General features: G+C 54.9%; 10 protein-coding genes. 1 reads left to right on the forward strand and 9 read right to left on the reverse strand.

Going from position 1 to position 11817, the window contains the following annotated elements; genetic code table 11:
• Nucleotides 1–9: 9 nt before the first annotated feature.
• The gene (gene mglC / locus ACJ8HT_RS13510; protein ID WP_004938953.1) at nt 10–1020 is read left to right on the forward strand and encodes a galactose/methyl galactoside ABC transporter permease MglC; all 1011 of its coding nucleotides are present in this window, start codon (nt 10–12) and stop codon (nt 1018–1020) included.
• 64 nt (nt 1021–1084) lie between these two features.
• Here the strand turns inward: mglC and sanA are convergent, their stop codons facing one another.
• The 9 genes from sanA to ACJ8HT_RS13555 all read right to left on the reverse strand — a co-directional run bounded on the left by sanA (nt 1085) and on the right by ACJ8HT_RS13555 (nt 11754).
• Nucleotides 1085–1828, reverse strand: a complete 744-nt coding sequence (gene sanA, locus ACJ8HT_RS13515; protein ID WP_004938948.1) for an outer membrane permeability protein SanA — start codon at nt 1826–1828, stop codon at nt 1085–1087.
• A gap of 232 nt (nt 1829–2060) precedes the next feature.
• Complete coding sequence (locus tag ACJ8HT_RS13520; RefSeq protein ID WP_197652126.1) at nt 2061–3002, reverse strand: glycosyltransferase family 2 protein; 942 nt, start codon at nt 3000–3002, stop codon at nt 2061–2063.
• A gap of 212 nt (nt 3003–3214) precedes the next feature.
• Nucleotides 3215–4654: an MOP flippase family protein gene (locus ACJ8HT_RS13525; protein ID WP_197652125.1), complete on the reverse strand. Its 1440-nt coding sequence runs from the start codon at nt 4652–4654 to the stop codon at nt 3215–3217.
• A 507-nt stretch (nt 4655–5161) separates the two neighbouring features.
• A complete protein-coding gene (locus ACJ8HT_RS13530) occupies nt 5162–6859 on the reverse strand; it encodes an NAD-dependent malic enzyme (protein WP_049199018.1) in 1698 nt (565 codons plus the stop codon).
• Between the two features lie 221 nt (nt 6860–7080).
• Complete coding sequence (cdd, locus tag ACJ8HT_RS13535) at nt 7081–7965, reverse strand: cytidine deaminase (RefSeq protein WP_194572100.1); 885 nt, start codon at nt 7963–7965, stop codon at nt 7081–7083.
• A gap of 137 nt (nt 7966–8102) precedes the next feature.
• Nucleotides 8103–8798, reverse strand: coding sequence for a CidB/LrgB family autolysis modulator (locus ACJ8HT_RS13540; protein WP_019454415.1), 696 nt, complete (start codon nt 8796–8798; stop codon nt 8103–8105).
• Complete coding sequence (locus ACJ8HT_RS13545) at nt 8795–9202, reverse strand: CidA/LrgA family protein (protein ID WP_049199025.1); 408 nt, start codon at nt 9200–9202, stop codon at nt 8795–8797. The genes ACJ8HT_RS13540 and ACJ8HT_RS13545 overlap by 4 nt, the downstream gene beginning before the upstream one ends.
• Before the next feature lie 138 nt (nt 9203–9340).
• Nucleotides 9341–10555 (reverse strand): MFS transporter, encoded by a 1215-nt coding sequence (locus tag ACJ8HT_RS13550; RefSeq protein WP_197652124.1) that lies wholly within the window; start codon nt 10553–10555, stop codon nt 9341–9343.
• A 131-nt stretch (nt 10556–10686) separates the two neighbouring features.
• Complete coding sequence (locus ACJ8HT_RS13555) at nt 10687–11754, reverse strand: sugar ABC transporter substrate-binding protein (RefSeq protein ID WP_197652123.1); 1068 nt, start codon at nt 11752–11754, stop codon at nt 10687–10689.
• Nucleotides 11755–11817 lie beyond the last annotated feature (63 nt).

Here is an 11817-nt window from a genome sequence, read left to right on the forward strand (position 1 = left end):
ATCGGAATTATGAACGCGCTAAATAAAAAAACCTTATTTACCTATTTCAAGGAAGGCGGCATTTACGTGGTGTTGCTGGTGCTGTTGGCCATCATCATCATTCAGGATCCGACTTTCCTCAGCCTGATGAACCTGAGTAACATCCTGACGCAGTCTTCGGTGCGCATCATCATCGCGCTGGGTGTGGCGGGGCTGATCGTGACCCAGGGCACCGACCTGTCCGCCGGGCGACAGGTGGGGCTGGCGGCGGTGGTGGCGGCCACGCTGCTGCAGTCGATGGATAACGTCAACAAGGTGTTCCCGCACATGGAAACCTGGTCGATCCCCCTGGTCATCCTGCTGGTGTGTGCGGTTGGTGCGGTGATCGGCCTGGTTAACGGCCTGATTATCGCCTATCTCAACGTGACGCCGTTCATCACTACGCTGGGTACCATGATCATCGTCTACGGCATCAACTCGCTGTATTACGATTCGGTCGGCGCTTCGCCGGTCGCGGGCTTCGATCCGAAGTTTTCCACCTTTGCCCAGGGGTTCTTGCGCTTCGGCGACTTTAAGCTATCGTACATTACCTTCTATGCGCTGATCGCCATCATCTTCGTCTGGATCCTGTGGACCAAGACCCGCTTCGGCAAGAACATCTTCGCCATCGGCGGTAACCCGGAAGCGGCCAAGGTGTCCGGGGTCAACGTGCCGTTGAACCTGATCATGATCTATGCGTTGTCCGGCGTGTTCTACGCCTTCGGCGGCCTGCTGGAAGCGGGGCGCATCGGCAGCGCCACCAATAACCTCGGCTTTATGTACGAGCTGGATGCCATCGCCGCCTGCGTGGTGGGGGGCGTCTCCTTCGCCGGCGGGGTGGGTACGGTGTGGGGCGTGGTGACCGGGGTGATCATCTTCACCGTCATCAACTACGGCCTGACCTATATCGGCATCAACCCGTACTGGCAGTATATTATCAAGGGCAGCATCATCATCTTCGCCGTGGCGCTGGACTCGTTGAAATACGCCAAGAAGAAGTAGATTTGCCACCTCGCAGACCACAAGGCCGGCCTATTGCCGGCCTTTCTTTTGGGCGTTTGCCGCATCAGGGCTGTTTGGCTTTCTGCTTCTCTTCTTTCAGCTTGTGCTCCAGCTCCACCAACTGTTCCGGCGAAACGGCGGGATAGCCCTGGGCGTCTTCCGGCACGGTGTGCATGGCGGAGATCGGGATCAGCGGGCCGAGGAAGCGCGGTTCGCGCTTGAGGATGTACAGATCGGTCAGCGCGCCCAGGCGAGCGAAGATCTCGCGGGCACGGACCGTCATCATGTCTTTCGGCGACGGCACCGCGTAGCACTGCGCCTGAATGCCCATGTGCAGGGCGATGAACAGCGCGCGCTCGCAGTGGAAACGCTGGGTGATGATGATGAAATCGTTGGTGTCGAACACCTTGCGGGTGCGCACGATGGAGTCCAGGGTACGGAAACCGGCGTAGTCCAGTACGATATCGCTCGGCGCCACGCCGGCGGCGATCAGATCGCGACGCATGGTCATCGGCTCGTTATAGCTTTGCTGGGCGTTGTCGCCGCTCAGCAGCAGGTATTTCACCTTGCCACTATTATAGGCGTTGATCGCCCCCTGAATGCGGTAACGGTAGTACTGGTTGATCACCCCGGTGCGGTAATACTTGGCGGTGCCGAGCACCACGCCGACCTGGCGGTGTGGCAATTCCTGCAGTTCGTCGTAGACGTAAGGCGCGGTTTTCCAGCTGATCCAGCGATCCAGCGCAATAGCCGAACCCATCAACACCGCAATGATGATGAACAAGCTGATGATCAGGCGTTTCCACATGTTGTTGCCTTACGCGCGCCGGGCTGAAAAAGATGGATCAAGGCTACTTTACCTGACCGATCGACGCAAGACGCGAACCGCCTGAAGCACGCGCAACGCCGCATTTTTCGGCGGTTTTGCTGAGAAGTATTGGTCAGCCCTGTTAGGAAAGTGTACGTGTTGCGGGCGTAGACAGGTGACATGAAAAAGCAACCCTGAAACTCAGCGCTGAGGGTCGCTTTTTAGTGGCGTTTTAAAAGTAAGCTAAAATAAATTTAGCTAAGGTTTTTTTCCTGATATTCATCCAACCAATATCTTTGATGACCTCCAGGTACTCTTTCTTCAGCTCTTTAGGTATCCGTTCGAAACAAGCTTTAGCGTCGTTCAGTGATGAGCTAACACAATGAGAAATAAAGCTGTTTAAGCAGGCATTCAGTTCATTATCCGTTTGCGAACGAAGGGATATCATTTCTTTTGCTACCGTTAAATAACCTATGGCATTTCTTTCGCTTTTTTTTGATGTCATAACTGAATCGGGGCGTATACGCCTTTTATATAAAATATCGTTTATACAGGCAATGGTTGATTTTTTTGATAGCAAGATTTTAGTGGTAAATAAGTTGTCTTCATGCACAATGCCTGGATAAAATGGATTATCTCTCACAAGTTGAGTCCTGGCGATGAACATGCATGGACTTACTGTATAATTATTTAATCCCCACGACTTTTTAAAGAATGTGTGGCTATCCATCGCCTTGCCACACAAACTGGTGTTTCTAATGTACTTAGGAGCAAAGCCCGCAGTGAGAGGATCACCTTCATTATCGTAAAAGCTCTCACCATTGAAGAAGATAATGTCGCTTTTTGTTGAGTTTAGTGCGGAAATGCACTTTGATATCAATGAGTTATAAAATTTATCATCGCTATCAAGAAAAATAACGAACTCACCTGTCGCCAGTGTAAGTCCGTTGTTCCTAGCGACTGACTGCCCCTGATTTTCTTGCGTTAGAGTTTTGAGTTTAGTGTTATTGCGAGCAAGTTCAAATAAAAGCTCTTCAGTGGTATCAGTCGACCCGTCGTTGACAACGATGACTTCAATATTTTCGTAATCCTGCCCAAGTGCAGAGTTCACACACTCAACAATGTATTTGTCCGTGTTGTAACTTGCTATAATAATGCTGACTTTCGGATTCATATTGATTAAACTCAATCTAGATTAGTCTCGATAATGCTACCATGGTCAAGGCCAATTTTAAACATAAAAATGAATGCGTAACCGAGTTTTATAGGTGGCTTAGCATGTTGGTACACCCTTTATTATAATTAGATGACTCTGAAGTGACGGATTTATTCTATAGACTGTAGGCAGCAGGATAGGAAGTAGGCTCCGACCCTGCTTGAGTTAAATCATACCTTCTTTAATACAAGCTTCTTGAAGTGACTAATTCGGTCACGCAAAAATAGCACTGATGCGATGAAATAAACAAGTGCACCAAATAATGATACGCCAATCAACGAAAGTACACTATTTACCGCAATATTTAAATGAGAGAAATGTAACAACCAGTAGAGTGCTGCGAACATGACTCCTGAACAAAATGCAGGTCCAACGAGACGGACAATGACCTCGAAGAGGTTACCTCCCAACAACCGCATTGTAATAAGCATTGCCGGAATGAAATTTATTACGTTAGCAACGAAATAAAGCATGGTGAGCGTAATAATGTCGTATCGTACACCGATGGTAAATGCACTTAGCAATAGAAATGCTCCAAGGACTCCCAACATAAGCAATATGTCAGCACGTCCTTTGGACATTAAAACTGCACCAGTAGAACTGGTCACTGCTTGGACAATACCTGTTGGTGCTAACCAGAGCATAATCGTTGCACTCAGTGCCCATTCAGGTCCGAAAACAATATTAAAGAACGGCTCTCGTAACGTTGCCAGACCTACCATCAGAGGAAAAACAAGGAATGTGATTACATCAATCGATTTCAGAAATAGTTTTTTGACCTCTGCTTTATTATCTTGCTGACGGCTCATTATGGGGAATAGAGATCGGGACGCGATGAATGTTAAATTTTGAAGCGGGAATAACATGATTCTGTAGGCCAGAGAGTAAGAGCCGAGAACGTTGGCACTCATATAGCGGCCGATAAGTATGCTGTCGGCGTTTCTAGAGAAATAATTGACAAAGTTGAATAATGTAAGATTACTGCTAAAGGAGAAAATCAACTTCAACTCATCTTTGTTGAAAATTTTCTTTATGCTTGGGCGCCAATCACTTTTTATCCAAAGTAGGGTCGTTGATATAATTGCTGTCAGTAAGTTTGATATGACAAGGCTATAAACGCCAGCACCCATATATGCCAGTATAATCGCAGCGATAAGCGATATAATACCTGCCGACAACTCAATCAAAGAAGCTGTCATGAATTTTGAATTTCTTTCCAATAACGCTAGGTGAGTAGAGCCGCTGCTGGCAATAGGAAAGGAAATAGACAGGAGAAGCAAGACGTCGACTAATCGAGGTTCCTTGAATAAATGCGCGATTAGCGGTGAAAAAATTACAATTGCAATGGCGATTACTGTTCCCATTGTAATGTTGAGACCGAAAATGGCGTTAATTGTGCTGTTCTTTAATTCACGATGTTGAATGATGGCCGCAGAAGTGCCCAAGTCTCTGATCAAAAGAGAAAAGTTAATCACTACGTAAGCCATGGCCATTAAACCGAATTCCCCTGGAGGAATCAGCCTTGCCAGAACGAGCATGCTCATTAACTGGGTGAAAACCTTACCCATTTGTGACAGAGTTACCCACTTTGCATTACTTGATGCGCTCATAAAAAACCTTAAAACTAATTTAGACCCTGAAAATAATATTCACATTTAAAGAATAAGAGTGCCGCTAATAAGAAAATTTCAAATACCCATCAACTTCGAAATATTGTTAAAAAGTGCAAAGTCTTTTCAAGAGAATAATGTACTTTTTTATTTTTCAAAATCATATGCCTTAAGAAAACAATTTATTGGCTATTTAGACATAGCGAGTCACATTTTTCAAGGGTTCTGTAGAAGCTGAGAGCATTATCAGAATAGGTTGAGATTGACGGTGAACTGCTTCAGAGCGAGCCGCGAAGTTTGCTTGTGAGGTGGTTGAAATGCATCTATAAACATGAGATCGCCGACATTGCAAACGTAATGCATGCGTGAAAGACAGTGAGAGCAATAATTGCCCGGCACTCAGGCTTATAGCCTGGTAAGAAAATCCTTAGACGGGCGGTGATGATCAATAAAAATTGCAGGCCTATCGTTACAGATGCAGGGAAGGTCGCGATAGGCCTGGCTAATTCAGAACGAGGTGCGCTTGTAGCTGCGGTACTGCGGCCGCCAGAAGTTGTGCTCGATGGCTTTCGACAGCGCGTCTTCGGAGGTGACGATCGCCACGCCCTGCAGCTGCGCCGCTTTACCCACTTCCATGGCGATGCATTTCGATACGCCCTGAATATCGTCGATATTCGGCAGCAGCGCACCGTGGCCGTCGGTGGCCAGCGGCGAACAGTCCGCCAGCGCGCGGCTGGCGGCCATCAGCATGGCGTCGGTGACGCGGGTGGCGCCGGAGGCCAGCACGCCGAGGCCAATCCCCGGGAAGATGTAGGAGTTGTTGCACTGGGCGATCGGGTACAGCTGCTCTTTATAGCTTACCGGCGCGAACGGGCTGCCGGTCGCCACCAGGGCGGCGCCGTCGGTCCAGTTGATGATGTCTTCCGGACGGGCTTCCACGCGCGAGGTCGGGTTGGACAGCGGCATCACGATAGGGCGTTCGCAGTGCTTGTGCATTTCGCGGATCAGCTCTTCGGTAAACAACCCCGGCTGGCCGGACACGCCGATCAGAATGGTCGGCTTGGCGTTGCGCACCACGTCCAGCAGCGAGATGGCGTCGCTGGCGGTTTCCCAATCGGTCAGGTTGTCGCTCTTCTGTACCAGTTTGCTCTGGAAATCGAGCAGGTTCGGCAGTTTGTCGGTCAGCAGGCCGAAGCGGTCGACCATGAATACGCGGGCGCGCGCTTCGTCTTCGCTCAAACCTTCGGACTTCATCTGCGCGATGATTTGCTCGGCGATGCCGCAGCCGGCGGAACCGGCGCCGAGGAAGGTGACGGTCTGATCGCGCAGCTGGCTGCCGGCGGCGCGGCTGGCGGCGATCAGGCTGCCGAGGGTGACCGCGGCGGTGCCCTGGATGTCATCGTTGAAGCAGCAGATCTCGTCGCGATAGCGGTTCAACAGCGGGGTGGCGTTGTTCTGCGCGAAGTCTTCGAACTGCAGCAGCACGTTCGGCCAGCGGCGTTTGACCGCCTGAATAAACTCTTCGACGAAGGCGTGGTACTCCTCGCCGGAGATGCGCGGATGGCGCCAGCCCATGTACAGCGGATCGTTGAGGCGCTGCGGGTTGTTGGTGCCGACGTCCAGCACCACCGGCAGCGTGTAGGCCGGGCTGATGCCGCCGCAGGCGGTGTACAGCGACAGCTTGCCGATGGGGATGCCCATGCCGCCGATGCCCTGGTCGCCCAGGCCAAGGATACGCTCGCCGTCGGTGACCACGATCACCTTGACGTTCTGCTTGGTGGCGTTTTGCAGCATGTCATCGATGCGATCGCGGTTCGGGTAGGAGATGAACAGCCCGCGCGCGCGGCGATAGATATCGGAGAAGTGTTCGCAGGCCTCGCCGACGGTCGGGGTGTAGATGATCGGCATCATCTCGCTCAGGTGCGAGTCCAGCAGGCGGTAGAACAGGGTTTCGTTGGTGTCCTGGATGTTGCGCAGGTAGATGTGCTTGTCGTTGTCGTTCTTGAAATCCTGGTACTGACGGTAGGCGCGTTCCACCTGTTCTTCGATGGTTTCCACCGCTTCCGGCAGCAGGCCGTGCAGGTTGAAGTGGCTACGTTCTTCCTCGGTGAAAGCGCTGCCTTTGTTCAGCAGCGGAAATTCCAGCAGAATCGGGCCGGCGTAAGGGATGTAGAGCGGGCGTTTGCTTTCGTATTCTAGTTCCATCAGTTTTACTCTTCACGTATCAGATAACTTTATTGCCGACGATCCTAAGAGATAAAGAGAAGATGTACAGCATTTGTTGCCAGATGATGAACCAGGTTGGCGTAATTATCGACAATCAAATGATTTTTTAACTAAAGAAAGTGTCTCTGGCGGCGTCGGGGCATTGTATTTGGCGGGCGGGGCTGTTAACGGCGGAACCCGGTGGCTCCGCCGTTGCGCATTCAGAAGGTGGCGCGGCTGACGTTCTGGCAGCCCAGCGCCGCCAGCGTGGCGCGGGTGGCGTCCCACTGGCTGAGGATTGCCTCCTGTGGCTCGACCAGCACGGCGCGGCGGATGTTCAGGCAATCGCCGCCGGAGATGTTCAGCAGGATCAGCGCGGCCTGCAGCGGCGGCAGGCTCGGATTGAAGGCGGCGTTTTCCGCATAGCGACCGGTGTAGAGGTTACCGTCCTGCGTTTCCAGCGCCACGCCGCTGTGAGCGTTGCTGTACGGCGCGTGGCTCTGATTGGCCGCCGCCAGCGCCGCCTGCGTCAGCGCATCGTCCAGCGCCAGCCGATGGCCGTGATCGACCTTGTCCATCAGCAGCGAAGCGATATCCAGATCTTTCGGGCCGAAGGCGTCCGGCAGATAGTCCGCCAGCGTGGCCGGCGCGCGGCCCGGCAGACGGATCTGCAGCTCGCCGCCGCTGTTCAGTTCATTCATAAACTGACGGCAGTGGCCACACGGCGTGTAGTTGACGGTGACCGAGGCCAGCGCCGGCTCGCCGCGCAGCCAGGCATGGGTAACCGCGCACTGTTCCGCATGCACGGTTTGCTGCAGCGGTGCGCCGCTGAATTCCATATTGGCGCCGAAATAGAGGTTGCCACTTTGCCCGCGCGCGATGGCGCCGACGTGGAAGTGCGATATCGGGGTTAACGAGCAGGCCGCCGCCAGCGGCAGCAGCGCGAATGCCAGCGCGTCATCGTCCAACCCGCAGCCTGTGCGGATCGCCGCCGCTTGCTCGGCCGTGAACATCGCCGGAAAGTCAGGCGCGTCCAGATAGGGCCGCAGGGCGGATTGCAGTGTCGCAGGCAGTGCGCTGAACGCGGTGTGAAAACGCGGATGCATAGAAAGTCTCTCTACAGGTTAACGGGATAACATTCTAGGCAGGCCAGAGACATTAAAGTGTGACTAATGTCTCTTAATTGGTGAAATTAATGCAATGAGATACATAAATGCGAGATGTATCGCAAGTTTCACCCTGTTCAACCGAACAGGTGCAGCAGCACCGGGAACAGGAACGGTGCCAGCAGCGAGGTGATGATGCCGCAGATCACCAGCGCCAGCGAGCCGAAAGCGCCTTCCTGGTAGTCCATCTCCGCGCAGCGTGCGGTGCCCAGTGCGTGGGATGCGGTACCCATCGCCAGACCGCGCGCCGAGTGGGTGGTGATTTTCAACAGGTTGAACAGCGTATGGCCGAACACGGCGCCGAGGATACCGACGAAAATGACGCAGACCGCGCTGATCGCCGGAATGCCGCCGAGCGAGTCCGCGACGGCCATGGCGATCGGCGTAGTGACCGATTTCGGCAGGATAGAGGCGGCGATTTCCGGCGTGGCGCCCAGCCACAGGGCGATGGCGCCGCCGCTGATCATGGCGGTCAGGCTGCCGATGAAGCACACCGCGATAATCGACTTCCAGCGCGCGCGGATCTGGTGCAGCTGCTCATACAACGGGAAGGCCAGCGCGACGACCGCCGGCTGCAGCAGATCGTTGAGGATTTTGCTGCCTTGAAAGTAGCGCTCATAGGGGATGCCGGTGAGCAACAGCAGCGGGATGATCACCGCCATGGAAACCAGCAGCGGGTTGAGCAGCGGCATGTTCAGCTTGCGCGCCAGCCAGCGCGCGGCGAAATAGACCGCCAGCGTCAGCGGCAGCGACCACCAGATTTCATGGATCATGGGTTGCCCTCCGTGTCATCGGGCTTGCCGGCGATGCGGCGCTCGCGGTGAAAATAGTGTGAGGTATAGCCGACCACCACCAGCACCATCAGCGTGCTGATCAGGCAAGAGATAACCAGCGGGCCCAGATGCGCGACGATCTGGTCGTAGTATTTCATCACCCCGACGCCGATCGGCACGAACAGCAGCACCATGTAGCGGATCAGCAAATGGCAGCCGGGTTTAACCCATTTGGCCGGCATAATCTGGGTAGAGAGCAGGGCGAACAGCAGCAGCATGCCGAGGATGCTACCGGGAATGGCGAACGGCAGCAGCGCCGCCAGCGCATTGCCGACGAACAGACAAAGGTAGATGAGGAGCAGGGCTCTCAGGTATTTCCAGCACAGTGTGAGCACGTTGGCCATTGTCTTTTCCCGTTTAACTGATGCATTCATCATACAATTAAACTGTGAGCCATGCCACAGATCGCACCATGAATTCTCGCTATGGATGCCATGCCCGATCGGCGGGTTGACAGCCCGCAATAGCTGGTACGCGTGGGTTTAGCGTGTATCTTCGGCGGTTATCGCCGCGTGTTCCGCCAGCCGGTGGCCGAGGAAGAAAAACAGCAGGCTGAGCAGCGCGGCGACGATCAGCATCACGAACATCAACGGCGGCGCAGCATAGCTGAGCAGCACCCCGCACAGCACCGGGTTGATGGCGCCGCCCAGCGCGCTGAGGTTCTGTACCCCATAGTAGCTGCCTTTCAGGTGCGGCGGCGCGATAAAGTCGATGAACATGTATTCCACCGGGATAACGATGATTTCGCCGAGGGTAAACACCGCCATCGCCGCCAGCCACAGCCAGACCACCTGGCCGGCCATCATAAAGCCGAGCAGCCCGACGATGAAAAACAGCGTGCCCAGCGCCAGCCAGCGCAGCATATTTTCCTGACGCATGCCGCGGCTGAGCAGGTATTGCAGGGCGATGACGATGCTGGCGTTGACGATCATCACCAGCCCGATGATTTTGTAGGCAAACTCGGCGCTGGAGACTGTGATCAGGTACTGCGACAGATAGCCGGTGAACTGACCGAACACGACGGCGCCCAGGGTACTGCCGAGGGTGAAGTAGATCAGCCGCCGATCGCTGCGCAGGATAGTCACCGTCTGGCGGAAGTTGGGGAGCGCTGCCGGTGCGGCGGCGGCTGGCGTTGCGCGCTGTTCCCGGCCGCGCAAGCGCAGGCTGAGTGCCGCTACCGTCGCCAGCGCCAACCCGCCCGACAGGTAAAACGGCAGCAGCGGGCTAAGCCCGGCTACCAGAACGCCGAGCGCAGAACCGATCGCCCAGCCGACGTTGACCAGCGTGTAGTTGATTGAAAAAGCCTTGATGCGCTGCTCGACCGGCAGCCAGTCGGCGAAGCAGGCCTTAATGGTGATGCTCAGCACCGAATAACAGGTATGCAGGATCGCCAGCACCACGATTACGCCGCCGGGGCGCGGGATCCAGGGAAGGGCGAAGAAGCTCAGCGCAAACAATAAAATCGACAGCAGGATCAGGCGGTTCTTGCTGAATTTGTCCACCAGATAGCCGCCGTACAGGCTGGCAAGGATGCCGAGGGTCAGGCTGATGCCCAGGATCACGCCCACGCTCTTCGGCAGCAGATGGAAATGCTCGGTGAGATAGATGGTAATGAACGGCAGCGTCACGCCGCGGCCGATGGTCAACACCAGCGAACTGGCCAGCAGCATGTTAATCAGCGAGGGAAATCCCTTCATTCGAAGCCTGTGTATGCATACAGTTATTGGGCAATGCAGATAACATAGCGTATTTTGGCGAGGACGGAAGGGGAAAGCCGAAAATTAGTTTAAAAACAGAGGCTGCGTCGGCAGCCTCGTCAAAAACAGCATTATTTACCGTGTTCGGCCTGCAGCGTGGCGAACCACGGCTGCACGAAGTCGCTGCTGCTGCCCCAGCCGGGGATGATCTTCGCCAGCCCGGCGACGTTGACCGGCCCCGGCTGCGCCAGCAACAGCGCCTGCGGAATGACCGTCGCTTTGAACTGATAGCTGTCCGGCGTGCTTTCCCCGGCGATCTTGTTGGCCACCAGGCGCAGGTTGACTGCGCCGATAAGTTTCGGATCCACCGCCACGCTGACCTGCCACGGGCTGCCGGCTTCGCGCATCAGTTGTAAGTCCTGGTTGGAGATATCGATGCTGTACAGCTTGATCTCGGTGCGGCCGTTCTCTTTCAATGCTTTGTAAGCGCCCTGGGTGAAGGCGTCCCAGGTGCCCCAGATGGCGTCGATCTTGCCTTTCGGGTATTTCGCCAGCACCGCCCCCACTTTATTGGCGGTATCGCCCTGTACGTCGGAGGAGACCGCGCCGATCGATTCCAGCTCGTGAATGCCCGGATGTTGTTTCAGCAGCTGCTGATAGGCGGCCTGGCGGCGTTCCATCGGCGGGAAGCCGGCTACCCAGAGTTTGATTATGTTGGCCTGGCCGTTGAAGTCCTTCACCAGCTGGCCGAAGGAGGCGTTGGCCAGCGAAGCGTCGTCCTGCTGCGAGACGGTGACGCCGGGAACGCTGCCGCTGACGTCGGTATCGAAAGCCGCGACGGCGATGCCGGCCGCCGCGATGCGTTTGACCAATTCGGTGGAATAGGGGGCTCGCCCCTGCGAGAGAATGATGCCGTCATATTTCTGGCTGATAGCCTGGTTGACGAAGTCCTGGAAGCGCGCGTCGTCGCCGTTGCTGAGGAAGGAGTCCACCTTGAAGCCCAGCTTACGTCCTTCCTGAATGGCGCCCGCCAAAAATTGCGTGGTGTTGTCGTCGGATCCGAGGTTGCGGATCACCGCGATGCGTACCGGCCCCTGATGCTGAGCGATGGCGGCCGGCACGGCGGCGTTTTCCGCCGCCTGCAGCGGCAGGGCGGCCAACAGGCTGAGGGCGAGCAGCGAAGTCTTGAGATTTTTCATTATTATCGGCTCCAAAAAAGCGGGTAAACGGTCCCGGTGAAGGTCTGTTATAGCAGTCTTTCT

The organism is Serratia sp. CY44782, from assembly GCF_052168715.1.
GTDB classification, from domain to species: domain Bacteria; phylum Pseudomonadota; class Gammaproteobacteria; order Enterobacterales; family Enterobacteriaceae; genus Serratia; species Serratia nevei.